The organism is Pseudoalteromonas sp. ND6B (genome assembly GCF_000764215.1).
Taxonomy (GTDB): domain Bacteria; phylum Pseudomonadota; class Gammaproteobacteria; order Enterobacterales; family Alteromonadaceae; genus Pseudoalteromonas; species Pseudoalteromonas tetraodonis.
The window spans coordinates 106,082-132,809 of the sequence record NZ_JQFL01000021.1 but is presented as its reverse complement, the minus strand read 5'-3'; the positions used below and the strand labels follow the sequence as shown (position 1 = coordinate 132,809).

At 39.9% G+C, this 26,728-nt stretch carries 21 protein-coding genes and 1 pseudogene; 6 read left to right on the top strand and 16 right to left on the bottom strand.

Translation table 11 applies throughout. From position 1 onward, the window contains the following. Positions 1-25: 25 nt before the first annotated feature. The 8 genes and pseudogenes from bamB to ndk form a co-directional block, all read right to left on the bottom strand. Positions 26-1,204 (bottom strand): outer membrane protein assembly factor BamB, encoded by a 1,179-nt coding sequence (bamB, locus tag ND6B_RS13140; RefSeq protein WP_028834271.1) that lies wholly within the window; start codon positions 1,202-1,204, stop codon positions 26-28. 10 nt (positions 1,205-1,214) lie between these two features. After that, complete coding sequence (locus ND6B_RS13145; protein ID WP_028834270.1) at positions 1,215-1,835, bottom strand: YfgM family protein; 621 nt, start codon at positions 1,833-1,835, stop codon at positions 1,215-1,217. Between the two features lie 45 nt (positions 1,836-1,880). Then, on the bottom strand, positions 1,881-3,161 hold the full coding sequence (hisS, locus tag ND6B_RS13150; protein ID WP_033103002.1) for a histidine--tRNA ligase: 1,281 nt from the start codon (positions 3,159-3,161) through the stop codon (positions 1,881-1,883). Positions 3,162-3,347: 186 nt separating this feature from the next. After that, a complete protein-coding gene (gene ispG, locus ND6B_RS13155) occupies positions 3,348-4,466 on the bottom strand; it encodes a flavodoxin-dependent (E)-4-hydroxy-3-methylbut-2-enyl-diphosphate synthase (protein WP_013462930.1) in 1,119 nt (372 codons plus the stop codon). Between the two features lie 5 nt (positions 4,467-4,471). After that, on the bottom strand, positions 4,472-5,341 hold the full coding sequence (locus ND6B_RS13160) for a RodZ domain-containing protein (protein WP_013462931.1): 870 nt from the start codon (positions 5,339-5,341) through the stop codon (positions 4,472-4,474). Between the two features lie 386 nt (positions 5,342-5,727). Then, positions 5,728-6,633, bottom strand: a pseudogene (gene pilW / locus ND6B_RS13165) (type IV pilus biogenesis/stability protein PilW); the annotation flags it as partial. Between the two features lie 110 nt (positions 6,634-6,743). Further along, positions 6,744-7,874, bottom strand: a complete 1,131-nt coding sequence (locus ND6B_RS13170) for a bifunctional tRNA (adenosine(37)-C2)-methyltransferase TrmG/ribosomal RNA large subunit methyltransferase RlmN (RefSeq protein WP_010389431.1) — start codon at positions 7,872-7,874, stop codon at positions 6,744-6,746. Positions 7,875-8,057: 183 nt separating this feature from the next. Next, on the bottom strand, positions 8,058-8,489 hold the full coding sequence (gene ndk, locus ND6B_RS13175; protein ID WP_008111339.1) for a nucleoside-diphosphate kinase: 432 nt from the start codon (positions 8,487-8,489) through the stop codon (positions 8,058-8,060). Positions 8,490-8,759: 270 nt separating this feature from the next. Between ndk and ND6B_RS13180 the strand changes: the two genes are divergently transcribed. The 3 genes from ND6B_RS13180 to ND6B_RS13190 all read left to right on the top strand — a co-directional run bounded on the left by ND6B_RS13180 (position 8,760) and on the right by ND6B_RS13190 (position 11,889). Then, positions 8,760-10,085, top strand: a complete 1,326-nt coding sequence (locus ND6B_RS13180) for a methyl-accepting chemotaxis protein (protein ID WP_033103001.1) — start codon at positions 8,760-8,762, stop codon at positions 10,083-10,085. A 155-nt stretch (positions 10,086-10,240) separates the two neighbouring features. Then, positions 10,241-11,629, top strand: a complete 1,389-nt coding sequence (gene trhP, locus ND6B_RS13185; RefSeq protein WP_028834267.1) for a prephenate-dependent tRNA uridine(34) hydroxylase TrhP — start codon at positions 10,241-10,243, stop codon at positions 11,627-11,629. A 14-nt stretch (positions 11,630-11,643) separates the two neighbouring features. Further along, entirely contained in the window at positions 11,644-11,889 is a 246-nt protein-coding gene (locus ND6B_RS13190; RefSeq protein ID WP_028834266.1) for a YfhL family 4Fe-4S dicluster ferredoxin, read from the top strand. A 51-nt stretch (positions 11,890-11,940) separates the two neighbouring features. Here the strand turns inward: ND6B_RS13190 and nagB are convergent, their stop codons facing one another. The 6 genes from nagB to ND6B_RS13220 form a co-directional block, all read right to left on the bottom strand. Further along, positions 11,941-12,747 carry a glucosamine-6-phosphate deaminase gene (gene nagB / locus ND6B_RS13195; RefSeq protein ID WP_028834265.1) on the bottom strand — a complete coding sequence of 269 codons (807 nt, stop codon included), beginning with the start codon at positions 12,745-12,747 and terminating at the stop codon, positions 11,941-11,943. A gap of 1 nt (position 12,748) precedes the next feature. Then, positions 12,749-13,621 carry an ROK family protein gene (locus ND6B_RS13200; RefSeq protein WP_033103000.1) on the bottom strand — a complete coding sequence of 291 codons (873 nt, stop codon included), beginning with the start codon at positions 13,619-13,621 and terminating at the stop codon, positions 12,749-12,751. A gap of 2 nt (positions 13,622-13,623) precedes the next feature. Next, positions 13,624-14,325 (bottom strand): N-acetylmannosamine-6-phosphate 2-epimerase, encoded by a 702-nt coding sequence (locus ND6B_RS13205; RefSeq protein WP_033103039.1) that lies wholly within the window; start codon positions 14,323-14,325, stop codon positions 13,624-13,626. A 21-nt stretch (positions 14,326-14,346) separates the two neighbouring features. Next, on the bottom strand, positions 14,347-16,785 hold the full coding sequence (locus tag ND6B_RS13210) for a sodium:solute symporter (protein ID WP_235420450.1): 2,439 nt from the start codon (positions 16,783-16,785) through the stop codon (positions 14,347-14,349). A 133-nt stretch (positions 16,786-16,918) separates the two neighbouring features. After that, positions 16,919-17,623: a transcriptional regulator NanR gene (locus tag ND6B_RS13215; protein ID WP_008108685.1), complete on the bottom strand. Its 705-nt coding sequence runs from the start codon at positions 17,621-17,623 to the stop codon at positions 16,919-16,921. 95 nt (positions 17,624-17,718) lie between these two features. Then, positions 17,719-18,681: a DUF4862 family protein gene (locus ND6B_RS13220; protein ID WP_033102999.1), complete on the bottom strand. Its 963-nt coding sequence runs from the start codon at positions 18,679-18,681 to the stop codon at positions 17,719-17,721. Positions 18,682-18,853: 172 nt separating this feature from the next. Between ND6B_RS13220 and ND6B_RS13225 the strand changes: the two genes are divergently transcribed. The 3 genes from ND6B_RS13225 (at position 18,854) to ND6B_RS13235 (ending at position 24,117) form a co-directional block, all read left to right on the top strand. Continuing rightward, positions 18,854-19,678, top strand: a complete 825-nt coding sequence (locus tag ND6B_RS13225; RefSeq protein WP_051686687.1) for an alpha/beta hydrolase — start codon at positions 18,854-18,856, stop codon at positions 19,676-19,678. A gap of 300 nt (positions 19,679-19,978) precedes the next feature. Continuing rightward, positions 19,979-22,879 carry a TonB-dependent receptor domain-containing protein gene (locus tag ND6B_RS13230; RefSeq protein WP_033102998.1) on the top strand — a complete coding sequence of 967 codons (2,901 nt, stop codon included), beginning with the start codon at positions 19,979-19,981 and terminating at the stop codon, positions 22,877-22,879. Positions 22,880-22,950: 71 nt separating this feature from the next. Continuing rightward, positions 22,951-24,117, top strand: coding sequence for a kelch repeat-containing protein (locus ND6B_RS13235; protein WP_033102997.1), 1,167 nt, complete (start codon positions 22,951-22,953; stop codon positions 24,115-24,117). Positions 24,118-24,568: 451 nt separating this feature from the next. On the opposite strand, the gene ND6B_RS13240 is transcribed toward ND6B_RS13235, so the two are convergent. Together ND6B_RS13240 and nagA are read right to left on the bottom strand one after the other, a co-directional pair. Next, a complete protein-coding gene (locus ND6B_RS13240) occupies positions 24,569-25,474 on the bottom strand; it encodes a dihydrodipicolinate synthase family protein (protein WP_033102996.1) in 906 nt (301 codons plus the stop codon). A 17-nt stretch (positions 25,475-25,491) separates the two neighbouring features. After that, on the bottom strand, positions 25,492-26,625 hold the full coding sequence (nagA, locus tag ND6B_RS13245) for an N-acetylglucosamine-6-phosphate deacetylase (protein ID WP_033102995.1): 1,134 nt from the start codon (positions 26,623-26,625) through the stop codon (positions 25,492-25,494). Between the last annotated feature and the right edge of the window lie 103 nt (positions 26,626-26,728).

Genomic DNA, 26,728 nt, shown 5'->3' with positions numbered 1-26,728 from the left:
AGTGCCTTACACTAATAGTAGACAGTTAGTTCGGTATTTTTACCGCGCTAACTTCACCATCACGGGTGTATAAAATCAACTTATCGTCAGCAACAACAGGCTCAACAAAAAAACCTGAGCTGTCAAAGTCTTCACGAGATACTAGCTCGCCAGTGTCTTTATTTAACCAATGCAAATTGCCTTCTTGGTCACCTAACGCTAAATAATTACCGGCAACCGCTGGGCCTGTTAAGTACCAGCCACGAAGAGCGGGTTGGCTCCAACGTTCAATGCCTGAATCTTTATCAAGTGCATAAACAACGCCGTTACTATCAACAACGTAAATTGTTTGCAAATCCATGGCAATTTCACGGTAGCTGCTGTATTCACGTTTCCATACAACATTACCAGAACGAATATCAACTGCTGATAAGTTCCCATTGTATGCAATCGCATAAGCAAACGGGCCACTAATAAGTGGTTGTGTATCAACATCAACTAAACGCTCAAACTCTGATGCGCCTTTTGCTACTGCAATTTCTGCGCTCCACGCTGAGTAGCCGCTCTCAGAAATTAAAACACTGAGCTTACCTGTTTCAAGGCCAACCAACACACCACCATTAGCGACGGTTGGTGAACTTTGACCGCGTAAGGTAAGTGCTGGCACTTCTTGCTCAAAACTCCAGCGCTCTTCACCCGTATCAGGATGCAGGGCCAGTAACTTACCTGATGCTAAATTAACAAACACTAAACCATCGCCTGCAGCAGGTTTAGACAGTGATTCGCCGGGCACTTTTTTACGCCATACCTCTTTACCTGTCTCACGATCAAGGGCAATGACATAGCCATGTTCTGAACCTAAATAGATTTTACCATAAGCTTGTAATATTCCGCCTGATAATTTTGCACTATCGTTATCGCTCCAAGGCCAAAACGATAAATCATGACGAACATCGGTTTCCCAAAGCGTATCACCATTGGCAAGTGATAACGCTTCTACTTGGCCTTCGCGACTCGCTACATAGACAGTATCTTTATAAACAGCTGGTGATAGGCGTGAGAAGTAATGCTCTACACCGCTACCTATTGATTCTTGCCAAACAACTTCTGTTTCAAACTGATTGGCTATTTCAGGAAGTACCAGTTCTTCTTCATCATCACTTGATGAACAGCCCATAAGTGTTGCCATACAAAGGGCGAGCGTTGCTGTTGTTATTTTTCTCATGCCTAAAACCTTATGCCGCTGGGCTAGTTACTGCTAGGTCATCTAACTTAATTTGTAATAGAGGATTGCTGGTTAATCCACCGGCATCAACCGCAGCTTGGTAGGCTACGCGTGCTTGTTCTTTATTGCCTTGCTGAGTGTAAATATCGCCTTTTAACTCAGCAACATTTGCATTAAATGCCTCTGGCAATGGTGAATTTAATGTAGTTAATGCATCATCGTATTGTTGTTGAGCAATTTGCACACGCGCTAAACGAGTAGTGGCAATGGCTTTTAGCTGCGCGTTATCGACATTTGATACAATCCAGCTTAGCTTTTCATTCGCTACATCTAATTTTTGTGCATCTACCGCTTCTTTTGCAGCAACAAATGCCGCTAAAGTTGCGTACTGAGTGTCTTTATTTTCACTGATGAAGGCATCAGCAGAGGCTAATACGTCATCACTTTCAACAAGCTTAGTGTAAGCATCAGATGCTTGCTCTGCTGTTGTTATTTGGTTTTGGTTGTAGGCCTTCCAACCGTACAAACCACCTAAGCCAACAATTACACCTAAAGCAAGTGATAGGCCGTTTTCACGAAAAAAGCGTTTAATCGCTTCTGCTTGTTGTTCTTCAGTTGAATAAATTTCCATGCTTACCTCTATTAAAGCGCTTTACTCGCTGCGCTTTATGTAATTTTAACTATTAATTAGTTCTGCAAGTAGCGCTTTAGCTTGTTCTAGTTCTAATGTGACTTGTTCTTTACGCTCACGTAAATACTTTATGGTCACAACGCCTTGCTCTAATTCATCTTCACCGATAATAACCGCGACTAATGCATCGCTTTTATCAGCACGTTTTAATTGTTTTTTAAAGTTACCACCGCCAGCATGCACCATAACGCGTAATCCAGGTACGTCACGACGTAACGTAGATGCAATAATAGGCGCTTGAATGCTGGCTTTGTCGCCCATGGCTGCTAAATATACATCAGCACTACGGCGTATGTCACCTACACATTCAAGTGCTTGAAGCAATAAAACTAGGCGCTCTAATCCCATCGCAAAACCAACTGCTGGGGTTGATTTACCGCCTAATTGCTCAACTAAGCCATCATAACGACCACCGGCACATACTGTACCCTGTGCACCTAAGCTATCGGTTACCCATTCAAATACAGTACGGTTGTAATAATCTAAGCCACGAACTAGCTTTTCATTAACCGTGTATTTGACGCCTGCGGCATCTAATCGTTCACATAAATTTTCAAAATGTTCTTTTGATTCAGTATCTAAATGTTCAGATAATTTTGGCGCATCCACTAATATTGCCTGTATATCTGGGTTTTTAGTATCCAAAACGCGCAGCGGGTTAGAGTACATACGACGCTTAGAGTCTTCATCTAGTACATCGGTATGTTGTTCTAAGAAGGCAATTAAGGCATCACGGTACTGCGCGCGAGCTTCATTTGAGCCTAATGAGTTAAGCTCTAAGCGTACATGATCGCTTATGCCAAATGCTTCCCAAAGTTGCGCCGTGAGTAATATAACTTCAGCGTCTATATCGGCGCTGGCAATACCAAAGGTTTCTAAACCAAATTGGTGAAATTGACGGTAACGACCTTTTTGTGGGCGTTCATGGCGAAACATAGGGCCCATGTACCAAAGGCGTTGTTCTTGATTGTATAACAGGCCATTTTCGTTACCTGCACGTACACACACCGCGGTACCCTCAGGGCGCAGAGTTAAATTATCACCGTTACGATCGGCAAAGGTGTACATTTCTTTTTCTACAATATCGGTTACTTCACCAATAGAGCGTTTAAATAGGTCGGTTGATTCTACAATTGGAAAACGAATTTCTTGATAACCAAACGATGATACGGTCTCGCGTAAAATGTGCTCTACTTTCTGCCAAACTTGCGTATCGCCTGGCAGGCAATCGTTCATACCGCGAACTGCCTGAATTTGTTTTGCCACTGATAAATCCTAAATCTGTTTATGTGCAGTCTTAGACTGCAACCACGTAAAACTAAAAAAATCGACCGCGCATTATAACCCTAACTACAAGGTAATTGCGAGTATAGCGGTGTGTATGTAATTTGTACTGCGCTGTGAATGCCGCTACTAAAAAAGTCAATTGAATGCATATTGCTGGCGTTTAAATCACTCTACGATTTTTATATCGATTGGTGTTTGTTGCTGCTTTTGCTCGATAAAATCGCGCACATAGCCTTCGAGCTGATCAACAATATTATTGTTATCAATACGGGCTTTTTGGCGTTCGCCATTTATGTATAAGCCTGAGCGACGGTTTGCACCGGCAAGGCCAATATCACTGACTAGCGCTTCGCCTGGGCCGTTAACAACACAGCCAATTACAGACACTGAAACCGGTTCAATAATGTCTTCTAAACGTTCTTCAAGTTGGTTCATGGTGCTCACCACATCAAACTCTTGGCGTGAACAGCTTGGGCAAGCAATAAAGTTAATCCCGCGCGAGCGAATACGCAGTGATTTTAATATATCAAAGCCAACTTTTATTTCTTGTACTGGGTCTGCAGCGAGAGATACGCGCAGCGTATCACCAATGCCTTCTGCTAATAACATCCCTAAACCAACGGCCGATTTAACAGAGCCAGAGCGCATGCCGCCAGCTTCAGTTATTCCTAAATGCAGTGGTTGGTCGATTTCTTTAGCGAGCAAGCGATACGCGCCTACCGCTAAAAATACGTCTGATGCTTTTACTGAAATTTTAAATTGATCAAAGTCTAAGCGGCGTAATATATCTACGTGGCGCATAGCCGATTCTAATAGGGCTTCTGGAGTGGGTTCGCCGTATTTTTCTTGTAGATCGCGCTCAAGTGAACCGCCATTTACCCCTATTCGAATAGGAATATTATGCTCACGCGCTGAATCAACTACCGCTCTAATACGCTCTTCACTGCCAATGTTGCCTGGGTTGATACGCAAACAATCAACACCGTATTTTGCTACTTTTAATGCAATGCGATAGTCAAAGTGGATATCGGCGACAAGGGGTATCGACACTTGCTCTTTAATACTTTTAAATGCCTCAGCGGCATCCATGGTCGGTACTGACACGCGAACAATATCTGCACCGGCATCTTGAATAGCTTGAATTTGGGCTACAGTGGCATCAACGTCCATCGTATCTGTGTTGGTCATCGACTGCACGGCAATAGGTGCACCATCACCAATAGGAACATTACCCACATTTATGCGTGTGGATTTTCTGCGTTTTATAGGAGATTCTGAAAACATAGCGACTACTCTGCTAAGGGTAATTTAAATTTAGCTAAACGGTTTTTAGGAAAGGCCGAAATATCAACTGGCTCACCATTTAGGGTAATACGAACAACATCATGCTTGCCTAATACCACTGAAAAAGGCGCTACTCCGGTTAGGGTCATTTCGTAGCCTGCTTTTTTTACACCAAAAGCAATTTTTTCATCATTGGCATCGTGAATTTCTACCCAGCTCTCATCGTTAAACATCATAAAAATGGTGCTTAAATCACTGTTTTTTGGCTCACTGGTGCTCTGTGCATTATTAACTGGCGCAGCTTGAATTGTTTGTTGTTCATTTTGTAATGCAGAATCTACTTCTTCTGTAGATTCAATGTCATTTAATAGTGCCTCGTCGGCGGCTTCAGCTAACAGCTTGGTGTTTTCTTGTTGTTGAGTTATGAGCGAGTTATTAGCATTAATAGTTTTAGTTTGTTCATCAATAGGCATTGCATTTTGCCACCACCACACTGCAGAAGAACCAATAACGATAGCTAAAATTAAGTAACTTACGGTCATAAGTCGGCTGTCATGGGCTTCTTTTTCTGTGCGCCTTGAAAAGCTTTGCATATCGACCGGTTTATCTGATGTGCTAAAAGCCGGCAGCATCGCTAAGATAGCTGTGCTATCAATGTTTAGTGTGCGGCAGTAGTTTTTTATATAGCCTTTAACGAACGTTTTTGCACCGAGTAAATGATACTCGTCGCTTTCAATATGCTCAACTTGTGATTCTGTTAGCTTTAATAGCGAGGCGATTTCAGCAATGCTGATATTTGCATTTTCTCTATGCGATTTTAGTATTTGTCCTACAGAGGGTTCGTCGCTCTGCGGTTGTGTATTATCTTCATTCATAATATGTATGAGTCTGGATCCACGAGTAAAAGTTAATGTTTTGGCTTAATAACCAGAGTAAGACTTTGTTTTTATTTTTTAGTGTTCGTTTATTCTTGCTACTAGAATGCACGCTTTTAAAGGGTATCATCAGCTGCGGTTTTATAAAAACGTTAGTATCGCCCTTTTAAAATTTTTGCTGTTTTTATTTTTAAAGCCCTTTAATGCACCTAACATATAGCAGTTTAGCATTGAATTACACTGAAATGCTAAATTGGTTTACAGTAAAACGAGCGATATCAAGCGATACACTCGTTTTTACTCTTATTTATACTAATTTAAAAAGGTATTTGTGTCTCTGTTGTATTTTATGCAGCTTACTTTACTGAATCATCAGAGTTTACAGCAGATGTTGGGCTTTTTTTACGAATAATTTTTATTTTTGGCTCCACAATAATTTGATTGTTATTACTGCTTTCTTGCAATTCATCAAGTTGTGCTTGACGGTACTTTTCTCGCAGCACTTCAAACTCTGTTTGCCTTAATTGGTTGTCACGAATGGCGTTAGCTTGAACACTATTTGGGTACGTTTGCAAAATGGTAGCTGCAATTTTTTCAGCATCTTCTATTCTACCCATGCGTTGTTTAACCAAGTAGCTGAGTAACAATGCTCGCGAAGAAACCTGTGCAGTATCGTCATAACGTTTTATTAAAGTACTGGCTTTATATAAGTCACTTTTGGCGTAATACAAAGCCGCTAAGCTTATTAATGTAGAGGCGCGTTGCGAGCTGTGGTTTAGCGCTTGTTGAAAGTAGCTTTCTGCATTGGTAAAGTCATTAAATTCAATGGCGCATAAGGCTAAATTTTCATAGCTTTGTGCTACACGAATATAGCTAGGAATTTCAATCGCTTTTAAAAATTGATCGGTCGCGCGATCATACTCATCAATACTACATAAAAACGTACCGTAGTTATTTAGGGTGTTCGGATCGTCAGGCTTAATCGCCAACGCTTTTTGATAGGCTTTGTCGGCTAATGCATTTTCGCCAACTTGTTGGTAGTAATAGGCTAAAGAATAATGAACTTCGGGAAGATTTGGTGCATATTCGCTCGCACGCTCAAGGTTGTATTTTGCTTGGGAATTATTACCGGTGTTTAAATATTGTAATGCCAAAGCAATGCGGGTACGTGCTGCGCCTGCGTTGTTTATTTTATTTTCGACGACGGGTTTGTCACTGCCGTTGTAACTATTTTCAGTCACACAACCGCTTAAAAGTAGTGTTGATAGTGCTAAAGCAAGTAAAGATCGCATTACCTTGTCTCTTTATTTATTTCCATAGCCTCTATCTTACCTCAAAGCCTTTGTGTTGCATCATTTATTTAAAAATAAACAATTTATCACAAAGGCACAGAGTTACTTAGTTAGGCTTGGTGAATATTTACTGCAATTGCATTGTCATCACGCATTTTCTTTTTAGCCATACGTTTTGTTCTATCAACCACATCGCCAGCTAACTGACCACAGGCAGCGTCAATGTCGTCCCCTCGTGTACGACGAACAATACAGGTAATCCCCGCAGCTTGTAATACCTTTGAAAAACGGTCAATTCGGCTGTTGCTTGAACGCGTATACTCATTACCTGGGAATGGGTTAAACGGAATGAGGTTTACCTTAGATGGCGTACCTTTTAGCGTTTTAACCAGTTCATGTGCTTGGTCGGTACTGTCGTTTACGCCATTAAGCATAACGTATTCAATGGTGACATCTTTATTGGCTTTTGAACCGTCAATGTAACGACGACAGGCCGCTAAAAATTCTTCAATTGGGTATTTTTTATTGATCGGTACTAAAATATCACGCAGTGCGTTATCAGGAGCGTGAAGTGAAATAGCCAGTGCTACGTCGATTTTTTCTTTCAATAAATCAAGGGCAGGTACTACACCCGAGGTACTTAATGTAACGCGGCGCTTAGATAAACCAAAGCCCCAGTCGTCCATCATCAGCTCCATCGCTGGTACGACGTTTTTAACATTCAGTAGCGGCTCGCCCATTCCCATCATAACGACGTTAGTGACAGGGCGTTTTTCACTGTTTCCATCAAGGCCAATGTCTTTGGCTACACGCCATACTTGGCCGATAATTTCAGATACTTTTAAGTTACGGTTAAAGCCTTGTTGTGCCGTTGAGCAAAAAGTACATTCCAGGGCACAGCCCACTTGAGATGATACACATAACGTGGCGCGATCTTTTTCTGGGATCCATACGGCTTCAACTTCTTGGCCGCCTTCTAGTACTAATGCATATTTAATAGTACCGTCGCTGGCTTGCTGGCGAACTGAAATTTCAGGTGCAACAATTTCGCATTCATTTTTAAGCTTTTCTTTTAGCTTTTTGTTTACGTTGCTCATTTCGTCGAAATTATCTACGCCAAAATGATAAATCCATTTCATCACCTGATCGCCACGAAATGGCTTTTCACCGAATGATACAAATAACTCTCGCATTGCATCTCGGTTTAAATCTAATAAGTTAATCTTTTTTTGCTCGGTCATGTAACAACCTCAATCGGTGGCGGTGATGGTAAAAATTTACAAGGGCGAATTGTACACAATTCATCCACTATAATCATTAAGTAAAACATCATAAATAAACGGTTAATACTTTACGTAATGACTAAAAAAGGGCTCGAAAGCCCTTTTCATACTTTGCATCACAGGGTTAGCTGTGAACTCGAATTAACGAGTACGTGGGCAAAGTTCTTCGTCAGCGAAGAAGTACGCGATTTCGCGAGCAGCAGATTCAACAGCGTCAGAACCGTGAACCGCATTTTCGTCGATGCTATCAGCGTAGTCTGCACGTAAAGTACCCGCTAGTGCTTCAGCTGGGTTAGTAGCACCCATGATTTCACGGTTTTTAAGAACAGCGTTTTCGCCTTCAAGAACGGTAACCATTACTGGGCCAGAAGTCATGAAAGATACTAAAGCACCAAAGAAAGGACGCTCGCTGTGCTCAGCGTAGAAACCTTCAGCTTTCTCTTGTGAAAGGTGAACCATTTTAGCTGCAACGATTTTAAGACCTGCAGTTTCGAAACGGTTGTAGATTGCGCCGATGTGGTTTTTAGCAACTGCATCAGGTTTTACGATTGAAAAAGTACGCTCTAAAGCCATCTTTGTGCTCCAATAATTTAAATAAAAGGTTGAATATTAACGGGCGCGAATTATACGCGTTTTAGTCAAAAAAACCTAATTTATTCTACCTTGCTTGCTTTTTTTAATTTGCTAACCCCGATTTATGAACTAAAAACAATGTTTTTACGTTTACTATGTGTTTATAAACATGAGCTATACTTTTGTTTAAGTGGTGAGACTTTTTATTCATAGTACACTTTTTATAGACTCAATATGCATGCCGATACATTTAAACACTAAGGTAACAATATGTTTTTTAACCAATCTTTAAAAAATCAAATCGCTGATTTACAAAGTAAGCTCTCTGTAAGGGAGCAGGTTAAGCAAAGCTTAGACAGTGAAATGCTGGTGTTAGAGCTTGATAAGCAAGGTGCTATTTTAAGACAAAATAAAAATTTTGAGCGAGAGTTTAACTACTCAAATAACAAAATAATTAATAAAAATATTTTAGACTTCATACCTGAAAATGCTAGAAATAACGCGGATTTTCATGCCTTTCAAAAAGCGCTAAGTAAAGTAGAACATTTTGCCGGCGCTATCCAAGTATCCCACCCAAACGGACAACGAGATTGGTTACGCTGCATTTTACATCCTATAAAAAACGAGCAAGGTCAGCTTGAGTATTTAACCCTGCATTGCACTGTGCTTACACAAATAATTGAGAGTTCAAGAGAAAACGAAGATTTAATCAAAGCATTGCATCGTTCAACAGCGGTTATTGAGTTTGATACTCAAGGTATGGTGTTACGTGTTAATGACAACTTTTTAAAAAGTATGAGTTATTCAAAGCAAGACGTGGTGGGCAAGCATCATGGTATGTTTTGTGACGAACAAGAAGCGAGTAGTAAAGAGTATCAGGCCTTCTGGCAACGTTTGCGTAATGGTGAGTTTATTGCGAGTAGGTTCAAACGTATTGATAAACACGGCCATGTAGTTTGGTTAGAGGCTTCATATAATCCGATTTTTAATGAAGCAAATGAGCTCTATAAAGTAGTTAAATTTGCCACAGTGATCACTGACCAAGTAGAAAGAGAACTGGCTACAGAGCAAGCGGCGAGTATTGCGCATGGCACTTCTATCGAAACTGATAATAACGCGGATAAAGGTGCTGAAGTGGTACAAAAAACAGTTCAGGTTATGAACGAACTGTCGGTGCAAATGGAGCAAGCTGCTCAAGAAATTTCAGCATTAGATAAACAGTCGCAACTCATTGCGAGCATAGTGCAGAGCATTAGCAGTATTGCTGATCAAACTAATTTATTGGCACTTAACGCGGCTATTGAGGCCGCGCGTGCAGGCGAGCAAGGCCGTGGATTTGCGGTGGTGGCTGATGAAGTGCGTTTACTTGCCTCCAGAACCAGTAAAGCTACCGAAGAAATAGTGGATGTTGTACAGCAAAACCAAAATTTAACTCAATCAACCGTTGCAGTAATTGAGCAAGGTAAAAATAAAGCGCAACAAGGTCTAGCGCTCTCCAAAGAATCTGGTGATGTAATGAGTGATATTAAAAAAGGCGCGCAACAAGTTGTTGATGCCGTTAGTCAATTCTCGAACCAATTAAGCAGTAAAAAATAACTTAAATTTACAGCTCTTTATTTATTAGCGCAGAAGAGAAATTTTGATGATCTTGATCAAGGTTTCTCTTTTGCCATCTCATTATACTTGCGCGCTTTATTTCCCTTAATTATTCATGCAACCGGCTTGAACCCGGTTCGATGTATGGAGCGCACATGTCAGCTGTTTCTTCTTCAACCTTATTTGTACCTGAATTACTTTGCCCCGCAGGCAGCTTAAAAAACATGCGTTATGCCTTTGCCTATGGTGCCGACGCGGTTTATGCCGGCCAACCGCGTTACAGTTTAAGAGTGCGCAATAACGAATTTGATTTAGATACATTACAAATAGGGATTAACGAAGCACATGCGCTGAATAAAAAGTTTTATGTAGTGTCGAATATTGCCCCGCATAACGCAAAAGTTAAGTCGTATTTACGTGATATAGAGCCGGTGATTGCTATGAAACCGGATGCATTGATCATGTCAGATCCTGGGTTAATTATGCTAGTACGTGAAAAATGGCCTGATATGCCAATTCATTTGTCGGTTCAAGCCAATGCAGTGAACTACGCAAGCGTACAGTTTTGGGCAAAACAAGGTATTGAGCGGGTAATTTTGTCTCGCGAGCTATCGCTTGAAGAAATCAGCGAAATTCGTGCTCTGTGCCCAGAAACAGAACTAGAAGTATTTGTGCATGGCGCACTGTGTATGGCTTATTCAGGGCGTTGTTTACTCTCAGGCTATATTAATAAACGCGATCCCAACCAAGGCACCTGCACCAATGCATGTCGTTGGGAGTATGATGTTAAACCTGGTACAGAAAACGAAACCGGTGAAATGGTACATAAAATTGACCCTAAAACGGTTATACCTACGTTAGGTGAAGGCGCACCAAGTAACGATGTATTTATGCTAGAAGAGCAAGGTCGCCCGGGTGAATATATGCCTGCATTTGAAGACGAGCACGGCACTTATATCATGAACTCAAAAGACTTACGCGCCGTGCAATACGTAGAGCAGCTAACAAAAATGGGGGTGCATAGTCTAAAAATAGAAGGGCGTACTAAGTCATTTTATTATGTTGCGCGTACCGCACAAGTATACCGTAAAGCGATTGACGATGCGGTTGCAGGTAAACCATTCGATGCTGATTTATTTAAAACTCTTGAGAACCTTGCACACCGCGGTTATACCGAAGGTTTTTTAAAACGCCACGCCCATCAAGATTATCAAAATTACGAATACGGTCACTCTGTATCTACCAAGCAGCAATTTGTGGGTGAGGTATTAGGGCGTAATGCTAATGGTTTGGTTGAAATAGATGTAAAAAATAAGTTTTGTGTTGGTCATTCATTAGAGCTAATGACGCCGAAAGGCAATATTAGTTTTCCCCTAGAAAGTATGGAAAATAAAAAAGGCGAAAGCATTACTGATGCTAAAGGCTCAGGCCATATCGTAAAAATTCCACTGCCTGACACTATCGATTTAGAGCACGCTATACTGATGCGCAACTTGGATGAAAACCAAGACACCCGCAATCCGTTTAAGCATGCTGTTTTATAATAGAGAGTTTAATCATGGCTTTATTAATAAACAGCAAATGCATTAACTGTGATATGTGCGATCCAGAGTGCCCAAATGAAGCCATTTATATGGGCGCTAAAATTTATCAAATAGATCCTGCAAAATGCACCGAATGTGTGGGTCATTACGACAAGCCAACGTGCGTGAGCGTATGCCCCATTGATTGTATAAAGCCCGATCCTAATCATCGTGAGAGCTTAGATGAACTGGCGGAAAAGTATGTGAGATTGATGGGTTAAGGGCATCGTTTGGTGTATTAAGTTATGGACAGTACATCAAACTTTCTTAGTTTATAAGTTGAGAAAATAGCCATAAGAGTCGTTAATCCTCTGATTTTGTTGACTCACCCACGTAAAGTATTCTTTATTCTCTAGCAAGCTGGCAGCCTCATTATCGACGATTATTATGGCATTTTGGTGCATTTGTAATATAGATGCTGGGCAGCTGGCTGATAATGGACCGTTTACCATATCTTGTATTGCTTGTGCTTTATTTTTACCGGTGGCAATTAATAACACGTATTTTGCTTCCATGATGGTCGCAATTCCCATGGTCATTGCCATATGTGGTTGCGGTTCTTGGGGTGTAAAAAGTCGGCTGTTATCTTGTATTGTTTGTTTTGCTAAAGATTTAATTCGAGTACGCGAAGCAAAGCTGGATGAAGGTTCGTTAAAGCCAATATGCCCATTGCCACCAATACCGAGTAATTGCAGGTCAATTCCGCCCAGCTCTGTGATTTTTTTTTCAAACACCGTCCCTTGTTGTCTTGGATCTTGATGACGATTACAGGTGGGTAAAAAGGTGTTTTTTGGGTCGATATCTATATGATTAAACAACTGTTCATTCATAAAGTAACGGTAGCTATTGATGCTATTTTCATCAATGTCGTAATACTCGTCTAAATTAAAGGTGCTGACTTGGCTAAAATAAACCTCTTTGTTTTTATGCTTTACTATTAGCTGTTTATATAAATCAACAGGCGTACTACCAGTTGCAAGTCCTAGATTGGCATTAGGTTTAGTATTGATTAACTTTTTAATAAGCTCAGCGGCATTGTTGGCAACAGCGGCTTTATCATCAAATATAAGTACTTGCATTTTAGTTCTCGCTTAATTGTTTTTTAGCATAGTGATGAACACCAATAACATCGGCATTGGCTCCCGATTTAGGTGCTAATAAATTGACTTGATAAATCTCGGGTGCGTGTTGAATTTTTGCAGCCACCTTGTTAAAAAATAATGGTGCTAAGCCGACACTGCCCCCAATAACAACGTTGTTATTACCAAAAGTAGCTTTCATATTAAATATAAGTTCGGCCACGGCTGCAGCGGCATTGTTAATAATAGGCATAATATCTGGGTGCTCAGCGTAGTCTGTAAATACATCTTTTGCGCTGAGCGTTTTGCCTAATGCTTGGCTTGCATATTTGGCAATAGCAGTACCAGAGGCAATCGCTTCCACACAGTTCTCTCGGCCACAATGGCAAGCGTAGTGTCGATTTGATAGGGGTTTAACTGTGGTGTGACCCAAATGGGCGCAAAACCCATCGGCGCAGGTTATTATATCGTTGTTAAAAACAATACCTGCCCCAACACCTGTTGAGACGGTGATATAAATAAAGTTTTTATTATTCAGTTGCTCATTTAATACGTACTCTGCCCAAGCAGCTGCAGAGGCATCATTAATAATGGTGACAGGCAGACCCGTTAAACTGCGAAACTGAGCCTGTAATGGTAATTGTCGACGCACTGATAAAAAATTAACAGCATCAGGACTCACTTGGCCAGTACAGGCAATATTGATTGAGCGTGCTTGTACCACCCAATGTTTAATTTGTGCATATACATAGGGTGCTAAATCATCAATATTTGTATGAATGATAGAGTCTACTTTTATAGCGTCGACAATTTGGTCATTATCAATAAGGGCACATGCTATTTTGGTGCCGCCAATATCAATTGCAATATCCATGTTTAAGCATCGCCCTGAGCATTGTTGATACTGTTTACAAACCAACTGGTGATATGTTCTACACGGGTAATTGCTGAGCCAACAGTCACACACAGTGCACCCAGGGCTATAGCGTTTGCTGCACGTTCTGGTGAGTTATATCGCCCTTCAGCAATAACATTCACACCCGCACTGACCAACTCAGTGACGAGCTGATAGTCTGGCTCATCGGGTGTTTGTGCTAAATTTAAATACCCCGAGAGGGTGCTTCCAATAAAGGTGCAGCCAGCCTCATGCAGCAGTTTACCGTCAGTAAAATCGGCGCAGTCAGCCATCGCAATACAGCCTTGGTTATGAATTTCAGCTAATAACGTTAATCTATCCACTGGTCGCGGTCTGTCTGTACCGTCAAAAGCAATAATGGTGGCGCCAGCTTGCGCAAGTGCAATTACATCTTCAACATAAGGTGTAATTCGAATTTCAGTATCATCAAGATCACGCTTTACAATACCAACAATCGGAACATGTACTACTTTTGCCACCGCACGTACATTCTCTACCCCTTCTATTCTCAATGCTTTTGCACCTCCTGAAAGTGTTGCTAATGCCATAGCAACAATATGTTCAGGTTTATCCATTGGGCCATTATCTACAGGCTGACATGATGCAATTAAGCTATTTTTTAACTGATTAATTAACTCGTTTTCTAATGCGTAATTTTTCATAACTTTCACTCTTGATATTGCTTAGTCTTTCATCGTAAACAAGGTTAATCGGGTTAAATCTTTATTGTGGGCAGGAAATAGTAAGCTAACAAAGTAGCCAACAATTAAGCAGGTTAGAATGCCAATCGTCCCGTACAAGTAGCCGTTAGCCCAGCCATATTTCCAGGCTGAAATCATTAAGCTCACTCCGCTAATAATGCCAACAATAGCGCCAATCGAATTTGCCTTTTTGGTCAATGCACCGAGTATAAAAATACCGCCAAGTGCCCCCATAAACATACCGATAACTTTAAAGTAAGCTTCCATTAGTGAACGGATTTCAGGGTCAATAAATATAAGCCCGACAAGCGTGCCTAAAACCCCCGATACAAATGTTAAAATTCTCGCTAGGCTCATATAAGCTTTCTCGCTTTTAACGAAGTTAAATGGCCTAACAAAGTCAGTAAGTATTGTGGTTGCAATTGAGTTCATACTAGTTGAAACCGTTGATTGCGCAGCTGCAAAAATACCGGCAATAATTAACCCTGCTACCCCAATAGGGAGCTCATTAGAAATAAAAGTAGGGAAAATTTGGTCTATTTGAATACTCGGATCGAGTTTTTCAGGATTAAGTTGATAGAACGCATACAAGCCCGTACCTATACAGAAAAATAATAAGGCGCCAGGGGCAGCAAGAATAGCATTGGCCCAAATAGATTTTGCAGCAGCAGCTGGATCTTTAGTAACCATGTATCTTTGAACAACGGCTTGATCGGCCGTATAACTTGATAAGTTTTGCCCAATGCCACCCAGAATTATTACCCAAATAGATAAAGTGGTAATACTTTCAAAGCTAAAGTCGGTGTTTACAATGGTAAACTTGTCATCTGCAAAGCCTATTTGAATAAAGCTTGTAAAACCATCATCTAACCCAGCAATAATAACAAAAAAACAGACTACAGCCCCAATAAGTAGTACTACTGTTTGAATCGTATCGGTCCAAATAACCGCTTCTACGCCACCTAAAGTGCAATACAATAAGCACAATACGCCCATAATTAACACGCTCTCAGTTGCACTAATTGGTGTCACTGCTGATAAAGCCAGCGCAGTAAGTGCCATTACAATACCCATTCGACCAATATGAAATAATGTGAATAAACCACTGGCAAAAAGGCGTACTGACATATTGAATCGTTTTGATAAAAATTCGTAGGCGCTAGTGGCATCTAGTTGTCTAAAAAATGGAATAGCAACATAAATGGCTATTGGAGCAACGGCAATAATCATCCAAATGCCAATCAGAAGTATCCAGTTTGTTTGATACACAATGGCGGGCAGTGCTATATAGGTTAATGAGCTTAACATGGTGGCATAGATTGAGCAGGCTGCTGCCCACCAAGGAATAGATTGTCCCCCTCTAAAGTAGTCATCGGTATTTTTGTTTTTAAACATAAAATACAAACCAACCATGACAACAGATAGTAAATAAACTACCAATACCAGCATGTTTTGCCAGCCAAATTCACGAGCTGTATTGTTAATTTTGCCTTCGACAAGTGTTGTTTTAGCAGTATTTGTATCGGTGACTAGAGCATAAGTATGCGCTCTATTAGCCACTATGTTATGAAATGTATAATTTGAGCTTTCATAGCTTGACCAGGCTTTTGTGATGGTATTAAACGATTTAGCGTGACCATTTTTTGTAATAATTAATAAATGAGACTGGCCTAAAGCGGAAGCATAAATTAACGAGTTCGTCTCAACAAGTTGGCTAGCTGTACGATTAACGATGGGCGCCCAAGTATTGGTGTCAGGGTTAAATATATGCATAAATAGCGCTGAGTTAGCGTCATAACTTTTAGATGAATAGTTTTCAGAAATGGCATAAATTCGGTCTTTATTTCCATCATTTTGTATTGCTAACTTTAATTGACGAGTCCTACTTGATGTAAATATATCACTGCTGAGCTGAGTCCAATTACGCTGTTCGCCATCAACTGCAATCTTAAAAAAATACCATTGTTGATCGAAGCCAGCTAAATATAAATTGCCTTCGTATATTTGTGCACTGATCTGCTTGAGTGGACGCGGTAAGTTAGTAAACTGAGAGGACACTAATTTTTTAGATGACTCATTCCAATGCAACACATTTACCAAGGTCGATTGAATCGAATCTAACTTCCCCCCTAAAATAAACGTTTTCTTGCCATATTGCAGAGTTATTGCTGCAGCTCTATTACCCTCAGTCGGACTAAGGGGGAGCAGTGAGATAACATTATTGTTTGTCAGATCGAGTTTAATCAGTTTGTTGTAATGACTATTTGAAATAAATACCGAGTCATTATTTGCGAAGTAAACTGTATTTTTATTTACTGTTAAGTGTTCAGCTCCCCCCTTTATGGGGTCCCAGTTTAACTGTGTTTGCGCAAATGAATGGCTTGATGCTAGAAGCAATAAAAATGTAATTATTTTTCTCATAGTGCAACTGTATACCTGTTTGTAGTGTATACCTGTTATACCACTAGGTTTGGCATAAATCCATTGTTTTAACATTTAAGATACAAAAAAAGGCTAAAATTAGCCTTTTTTTAATTTATAAAGTGTACTTATATCAGCCATAATAATTATCAAAAACATAGTCTATGTGAGCTGAAAGTTGCGCATCTGCGCCCTCGACATCACCATTTTTTATACACTCAAAAATAGCCACGTGATCATCATAACTTTTTTTATTTAATTCCGCGGTATTAATGCGATCTGGACGCGAGTCAATTAGCCAATCCATTAAGGCTTGGTGAACAGCTAAAAAGATGGGGTTACCAGGTATAGAGGCTATCACACGGTGAAAATAAATATCGGTCCGTCTAAATTGACTATCATTTTCGATAGACTTTCCATTTAACTCTAGCGCTTCTTCGAGTTCTTTAATTTGGCTCGGTGTTGCTGATGCTGCTGCATGCCTTACTAAGCTTGACTCAAAAAAACGTCTTAACTGATCAAAATACTTTAAACCATTTGGTTGAGCCAAAAAGTCTTTAGACATCCCTGATAGTTCAGCAATTATTGTATCTGCGGATGGGCGGGTAACCCGGGTTCTTTCGCCACTACTTATTTTTACAAGACCTTTGCGTGCAAGTGCTGCGAGTGCATCCCTAATTGATGGTCTACCAACACCAAAAGCAGCCATAAGCTCTCTTTCTGATGGTAAGGCATCACCCTCTGCGATTTCACCTTGCCTGATCATCCGCTCGAGTTCTTCTTCAACGGTTTCAGATAATTTTTTTCGTTCAACTGGGCGAGTAACTTTTAATGTCATTTAAAAACCTATCAACTATTTGGTTATTTACCTATTGTACCATAGCGCGATTATTTCGCTAACTCTACCTAAAATATACCTATTTAAGGGAAAGTTTAATTAATGCAGTCTTTTATCATTGCTAGCGTTTTTTGTATATATTTTATTCTGGTTGCTAACGATTGTTTATTAGGAAGTAATGATATTTTACAGCCGACAAAGTCTAATTTCGTGCCTGCTTGTAATTGCATACAGCGTTTAACTTGTTCTTCATTTAACACAGAGTCTCGATTATTTATACAATCAAAGTCATTGAATTGAGGTGGCATATGGCTATCTTTCCATACACCATAAACATCAGAAGTGTCGCTGGCACCTGAAAATATAAGCCCAGTTAATAAATCAGCCTTAATACACTGCTTTATGTGTTCTACAGGACCATTACAACTTTTAGCCTCTATTGCCGAGCGTCCCCAGTTGATAGAAATGCCGAGCCTCTGTTTAGCATGCTTATTAACCGTTGTGATAGCATCAATCTCATCTTCAATGCGCATAAACCCCTTTTCACTGTGTTGTGTATTTACTTGAGCATCACAATGTTCAATTACTAGTTTAGCACCATGCCAATCCCATTGTTGTAATTCGTTAAGCGACTTAACTAAGGCGCGAACTGAAGAGGGGACTTGCTCATTAATTGTCGGTGCACTATGGATTAAAACATGGGTAACCATTTGTTTATTAAAATAACTATTGAACTGTTGAATTTGTTGATTCGCTTGTTGGTAAAATTTAATGGCTTTACTTCGGCCTACTTCATTGTCTGAAGCAATACCAAAATAGGGATCTTTACTAAGTTCGGCCATTGTCCCTGGGATACAGGTAATTACACTGCGCCAATTTGAATTTAACTGTGCATAAAACCATTCATTACCAAACCTGTTGAGCTGCCCCGAAAATGGAATTTCCAACCCACTAATAGCGACGTCTTCTTTTAATGTTTTATAGAAAAGTTGCTCGGTTTGCTGATCCCAACTTGAGTCAGCGGGAACAGATGCGTATGCGCCTGAAAGTATGTCCATATTAATTCCTTTAGTTGTAGTAAAGCGGTAGCAGCAGAGCATAATCAATTTTTATTAGCCTAATTATTATTCTGTAGAACTAAGCATTTGATGTATTGTGGTGTAGCTGTTATACCAGTGGTGTATGGTTAACACAACTACTGATTTTTTAAATTAATAGATAGGTTTAAAAGTGAATATATATAAATACGGTGACGATTCGCAGCAATATGGCCAATTAATTAGACCAAAAAACAATCATTATTTACCTGTGGTTATTGTGATTCATGGCGGATATTGGAAAGATAACCACAGCTTAGACACTTACCCAACGAAGCATATTGTTGAGTATTTAAAAGACTTCAATATCGCTATTTGGAATTTAGAATATCGAAGGATGAATAGTCTAGGGGCTAATGTAACAGCGCCATGGCCAAGCATACTGAACGATGTTGGCGAAGGGGTCGATTTCTTATCAAGTTTAGCTGAACAGCATAAACTTGATTTAAGCAACGTGACACTTATTGGCCACTCTGCAGGTGGGCATTTAGCAACGTGGGCAGCATCGAGGGCTATGATTAATCCATGCTCGATTTTGTATAGGCCGAACTATTTAACAGTAAAGTCGGTGATTTCAATTGCTGGAGTCCTAGACTTAAGACGTGCAGAAGACTTAGGACAGCCAGAGCAAGTAAGTAAATTGTTAAACAAAAACAATAATATAAAAACAAGTGTGGCAAACAGTAATCCTGCTCAGCTAGTCGATGCCAATGTTAGGTATATCATCGTTCATGGTGATATGGATAAAGAAGTAAATATAAACCAAGCCTTGAGTTTTATAGAGTGCGCTTGCTTGAGTAAAGTGGTGCTGCACATTTTAAAAGAAGATGATCATTTCACGATGTTTCCTGGTTTTGCAAAAAATCAGCGGAGTTGGGAGCAGCTAAAAGAGATAATTTATACGGAGTTGCAGATAATAAAGGCTGGTAATTTCAAAGCCAGTGTACTTCAAAAGTAATGTGTATTTTACGCATATTTTCATGTCTGCTTTAGCATGTAAGCCCCTTATTAAATAAAAAAATTAAAAATAATCCAAAGATTGTTCGTTGAGCAATTACTGCTTGGCTTATTTTTGAGCAATAAATGAAATGTTTTTGCAGTTATTAAGTGCTTACTTTTATTTTCATATAACCAAATTATTTATTTAATGTGATTTAAATGTTAATTAAAATCTTGTTGAAGGTGTACTGGTATGATAGGTTGACTGTATAATATTTATTCACCTAGTTATATTACATTGTTATAATGAGAGAAAACCATGAAAAAAAATAAAGTTCAGCATCACTTATCCGCTTTATCGGTCTGTATTGCAGCCGTATTAAGCTCGCAAGTTATTGCGCAAGAGTCAGAGTCAAAAAAAGATATTGAGCGTATTAACGTTACTGGCTCAAATATTTTTAAAGGCAGTGCCAATTTTAGTTCGTCTTCACCGGTTGTTGAGCTAGGTAAAGAAGCTATTGAAGGGGTGGCTGCTATTTCAATTTCCAATACATTGAGCCGATTACCTTCAGTAACTGCCGGTACTAATGATGCATCGAATAATGGCGATGGCGGTGGCAGTTCAGGTATTAGTACCACGTCATTAAGAAATTTAGGCACAGCGAGAACGCTTGTATTAGTTAATGGCCGTCGATATGTGTCGGGTACATCCGCAGGTGATGGCTATGGTGTTGATTTAAATTCCATTCCCACCTCGATTATTGAACGAGTTGATGTACTAACCGGTGGCCAATCTGCAATTTATGGCTCTGATGCAATTGCAGGTGTAATAAATATTATTACCAAAAAGAATTTTGAAGGTGTTGAGGTTAATGTGTTTGGTGCTGATTCAGATGAAGGTGGCGCAGCTAGACAAAACATAGATTTTACTTATGGCAAAAACTTTGATTCTGGTAATGCATGGTTTTCTGTTGGCCTTGCTAATCAAGATGATTTAATGGCTAGGGGCAGAGATTTTTCAAGAAATAGTATTAATGTGCATGATGAAGACGGTGATGGTCTGCGTGAAACATTGCGTGTTAGAAACGGACCAATGCACGTAGATGGTGGCGCATTTCAGTTTGCTGATGTGAGTATTTTTGGTAACGGTGATGAGTTTAGCCAATTTGCGCCAAAAATAACCGCAGATGGGCAGCTTGATGGTGAGAGTGATTTTTATAATCAAACTTTTTATCGAAAAGCGATTGCACCTTATAAGCGACAATATGCAGCAGCAGGCATGACATTTGATATTTCAGATAAAGTATTTGCTGAGCTTGAAATTAATTATTCTGAAGTAAACTCTTCTACCAATATTGAAACTGCACCTTTGAGTATAGTAAATGATGTATTTGCTGTTAACCGAGGGGGAGTGACGGGAATTGATGTTGCTGATAGTCCATTTTTTAATGGTAGCAGTGCGCAAAGTCAATTATTACCGGCTTTACAAGCGTCGGGTGGAACGTCATTAGATCGGGTAAATACTTTTAGACGTTTAGCTGAGTTTGATAATTTAGGCGTAGAAAATCATCGTAGCACTTTTCGCATTGCGGGTAATTTAGATTATGAATTTGATAGTGGTCTCTTATTAAGCACCTCAGCAGTATATGGCACAACTAATCAAGTACAGAAAAACAGTGGCGATGTAAATTTAGTCGCACTTCGCTCGGCTTTGAATATTGAAGAAGATGGCAATGGTGGTTATCAATGTGCAGATGCTACAGATAGATGGCAAGGATGTGTGCCTATTAACCCATTTGGCACAACTGACAGTGAGTTAGGTTTAGCGGGTGTGACAGGTTTTTCTGATGAGGCAGTTGATTATATTGGTATTTCTACTGGTCAAACCGGGGTTATTAAACAGTATGTAGTAAATAGTGTTTTATCTGGTGAGTTACCTTTTACTCTTAATGATGAGTTTATCGGTTTTGCTGCAGGTATTGAATACCGCAAAGAAGAGGGAGCAGAAACGCCTGATGCGTTCCGTCAAGCAGGTATCACTCGAAGACTACAAGTGTTTCCAACAAAAGGCAGCTTTTATTCTTATGAGGCTTTTGGTGAAGTATTATTACCCGTTTATGATTGGCTTAATGTAAGTTTGGCGATGCGGGTTGGTGATTATTCGTCAATTGGCAATACCTCAACGTATCGTTTAGGAATTGATGCACCAATTAATGATTACGTGCGTCTTCGTGCAAGCCTTTCTAGTGCGGTAAGAGCACCTAATGTTAATGACCTTTACGCTGCAGGATCTGCAAGTGCAACTGGTGGTCATGATGTGTGTGATGGGGTAACTGCAAATTCTACAGGTAATGTAGCTGATAACTGTCGCTCAATAGATTCTATTGCACAACGTATCGCATCAGATGGCTCGTTTACACTGGTAGGCTCTGAAAGTCAGAATGAACGCTTCTTAAAAATGGGCTCTGAAGACTTACAAGAAGAAACAGCAGATACATATACCTTAGGTGCGGTATTCACGCCAATTGATTCACTTTCGGTTTCTTTAGATTATTACTCTATTGAAATTGAAGATGCAATTTTAAATGTAGGTGCTGGTGAGATCATTAATCGTTGTTACGATGTGTCGCCAACTGAATTTGACGCATCGTGTAATGGTAATGTGGTGCGTGCTGTTAACGGCCCTATTTTAAATATTACCTCCAAGGCAATTAATGAAAGTGAAGTTAGAACAAGTGGCGTAGACGTTGAAGTTTTTTACACCATGGATAAGTTAGACTTGGGTTTATCTGCATCTTACTTAGATGAGTATGTGACAACAAGTAAATCGGGCGTTGAGCGCGACTATAAGGGCGAAGTACTTTACCCTGAATTTAGATATACCTTTAACACGACTTATAACGTGACTGAAGACTTTAATTTATTTGCTCAAGTTACCTTTCGTGATGAAACACAAAATGATGTAAATAATGATGTTAATCAAACGCTATCTGATGACATAAATACATTGGATTCAGTTTATTACGTAGATTTACGTGCATCATATAGCTTTAATGAGTCATTTAATGTGTATGCAGGAACCAATAACTTGTTTAATGAAGAACCGGATATTATTCCTCGAGGCACTGTAACCGGTTCTGCTGCAGGTACTAACACTGAGCCAAGGGCTTACGACATCATTGGTCGTCAATTCTTTGTTGGTCTTAAATATAAGTTTTAATTCACTTTTTTTAAAAAAACCTAATCGCTTAGATTAGGTTTTTTTCATTTTAATTAAATAGTGAGGATGGTATGCATCGATTAATGATGTGGCTTAGTTGCTTAGTGTTAAGTGGTTTTTTTAGTGTGCCACTTGAGGCTAAAACAGATAGTGTGATTGCTAACTGGTCGAAAGTGGCTTCACTACCACTTTCAACTCAAAAAGGAGAACCGACGGGAATATCAGCAGCCTATATCGGTGTAATTGGTTCATATTTAGTTATAGCGGGAGGGGCTAATTTCCCTTATGGGCACCCTTACTTTGATGGTGCTAGCAAATATTACCATGACACTATTTATGTATACGATATTAGTGACAACCAATTTAAGTTAGTGGCTACCTCTAAGCTGCCTATGGCAATGGGTTATGGCGCAACAGTAACTAAAAACAACCACTTGCTTTTGGTGGGCGGTAAAAATAATCAACAGACGTACGACACGGTTATAGAGTTAACGCTAGATGAAAATCACATACCTCAAACCCAAATAGTCGCTAGACTGCCATTTGTTTGGTCTGATGGTGCAGCCGACATACATGATGGTTTTTTATATCTATTTGCAGGTAATGTAGATGGTAAAATTTCAAATCAGGTCTGTAAATTTTCTTTTGTCAGTGCGCGATGTGACACTGACATACCTGCATTACCCGCCATTGCGCGTACGCAATTTCCGGCGATAAGTATAAACGATGAGTTTATGTTATTTGGTGGGTTCAATCCGCAAGCAACCTCGCATAATTTTGCACTCACAGACGCTTATGCTTTTGATTACAGCACAGCGAGTTGGCATGCATTACCCAATACCCAACTGAATAATAAAGACGTCACCCTTGCCGGAGGTAGTGCCCTGCGTTTAACCAAAAATAAAATATTATTTTTAGGCGGTGTAAACAAGCAAATATTTGATAACGCAGTATTAAAATTAACAACATTGCAAGGCCAAGTGTTAGCGCAATTTAAACAACAGTACTTTTCTATGTCAGTAGCTGCATTTAAGTTTAACCGTAAACAAATCGTATTTGATTTAAAAAGCGGTACTTGGTCAGCACTCAAACAGCTTGTCCCCTTTGCTGGTGGTGCCGGGCCCCTCCAAACTGCGCAATATCAAGACACCCTATATTGGGTATCAGGTGAAGTAAAAGCCGTACAGCGTAGCCCTTATATATACAGCGCTAAAGTCACACATAATACTGAAAAGTAATCAATATATGGCATTCAATTTCTAATCGATATTTAAGATCAGGTCGTTGGCCATGTCACCACCATTATTCGAACGTTTTTGTTCGTTATGATTGGATGCTTAACCTATGGGGCTGTTGGTAATATACATTAATTTAGAGATGGCTCAGCTGCAACAATAAAGTTTAGCTAACGATATCTATATTAATAATAAATAGTTATTAAATAAAGGCAATGTTGAGTACTTTGTACTGCATTGCCTTTTTGTTTTAATTTGAAGCTAGTAAATGGGATTACCTAGTCATATCGGTAAGTTATTTACAATGCGGGTTTAGCCAATAAACGGGGATGAATATTGAATAAGTTTAACTTATTAGCTTATTAAATAGCCGCATTTATGCGGCTCATAGGGAGATATTAAATTTATTAGTGACTGCTTACTTAAGTTTAGTATGCAGCGCTTTAATAAGTCTTTATGACGGTTGATGATCCATAAAACCTGCGTGGCTCATTTTGGTCACAACATCTTGTTTTTCTTGCTCGCTTAATGCGCGTATTGGTAGACGAGGGTTACCCACATCAATGCCATGTAGTTGCATAGCGGCTTTACCAGCTGCAACACCGCCGTATTGCACTAGCGGGCGGATAATACTAATTACTTTATCCATCAGGGCAGTGACTGTCTCTTGGTCACCGCGTTTAAAAGCGTCAATAATATCGAGGTAAAGTGGTGCAGCATAATTATAGGTACTGCCTACAGCACCAATCGCGCCGACAGCCAACCCACCGGGTAAAAACTCGTCAACACCAAATGGAATATCGAATTTACCATCGCAAGCGCGTTTACAGCGCTGAAATTCGTACAAATCAACATGGTTAAATTTAATCCCTGCAAGATTAGGAATAACCTTGTCGGCTTTGATTAAAAACTGCTCCATATCAAACATCACGCCCGACATGCCTGAGTGATAATAATAAAAGGCTTTGCTAGGAGCTGCTGCTGCAACGCTCGCGCAGTAATTGACTAAATCATCAACAGAACCAGGTTTGAAGAAGCAAGGCGCAATAATTGATGTCGCAAAAATATCTAGTGTTTCAGCGTGTTTGGTCAGTGCTAGCGTATCTACAATTGAGAGTGCGCCGGTATGAACTGTAATGCTTAATTTACCTTTTGCTGCACTTACCCAACGCTGTGCAATTGCTTTACGTTCGTCAACAGAGCAATTAAGGCCTTCGCCAGTAGTGCCACAAATGTAAACGCCTTCAACGCCTTGTTTAATAATTAATTCTGCTAATTGATCAATAACCGGTAAGTTAACATCTCCATTTTCATCAAACGGGGTATGAGGGGCGGCGATCAGTCCTGTTAATTTATTCATAGTAAGCCTCTGAAATTTTAAAATATTGCTCTGCCGCTGATCCATGTATTTACAACATGTGGCGACGAATGTGTTGAAGAAAGTAGGGTTAAATCGGCATTTGAACCAACAGCTAATTGCCCGTAACAATCGGCAATACCTAAGAATTGGGCAGGGTATAAACTGGCCATCTTAAGCGCATCGATAAATGGGATATTTAGCATTTTTACAGCGTTATTTACTGCAGTGATCATATTTAATGCAGAGCCCGCTAATTGACCGGTATTGCTAGTTAGTTTATCGCCGGTTAAGCTTATTTGATGACCATCAAATTCAAGATGTGTTTGTTCACTACCTATGGTCGACATTGAGTCGGTAACCAACATCATTTTATGTGCAGCTTTGACTTTATAGGCTAATTTGGCTGTGCTTGGATGTACATGATGACCATCGAGAATAAGCCCACACCAGCTCTGCTCATCGAGCAAGGCTGCTCCAACCATATTTGGCTCGCGTGACTCGAGTGCAGACATTGCGTTAAATAAATGAGTAAAGCCGCTAGCACCGGCTGCTAATGCCGCTTGTGTTTGTGCAAACGTTGCATTTGAGTGCCCTAGGCAAACGTGTACATTACTTGCAACTAAGGTTTTGATAATGTCACAGTCGACACTTTCAGGTGCGAGAGTAACGACTTTAATACCTAAATCGTCACGACAATAAATATCTAATTCTTGCTGACTTATACCGCGAATTTGTTGGCTACTGTGAATGCCTTTTTTTGGCTCGCTAATATGCGGCCCTTCAAAGTGAACACCAATAATGCCGGGTGTATTTTGTGCTAAAGCAGTGCTTATTAAGTTTGCTGTTTGCTCTATCTTATTAACATCGCTGGTAATTAAGGTAGGGAGCAAGCTACTGGTACCAAATTTAGCATGCGCGTTAGTCATTGCCTTTAAAGTGTGTAAATTGGTGTCTTGATTAAGTAAATAACCGCCGCCACCGTTTACTTGTGTATCAATAAATCCGGCAGTTAATAAACCACTTACTTTATTCTCAATGGCGCCTTTAATGGTATCAAACGCAATGATTTTGCCATCTTCAATACTGATAGGGTGATTTTCATATAGTGTTTTACCATCAAACAGTTGCTCGGCTATTAGTGTGGTTCTCATGAGAGGGCTCTCGGTTTTTGCTGAAGTTGAGAAAAAGGGCTGAAAATTCAGCCCTTCTTAAATTGATACGTTAAATATCAAATTATTGGCTAAGTTACTGTTA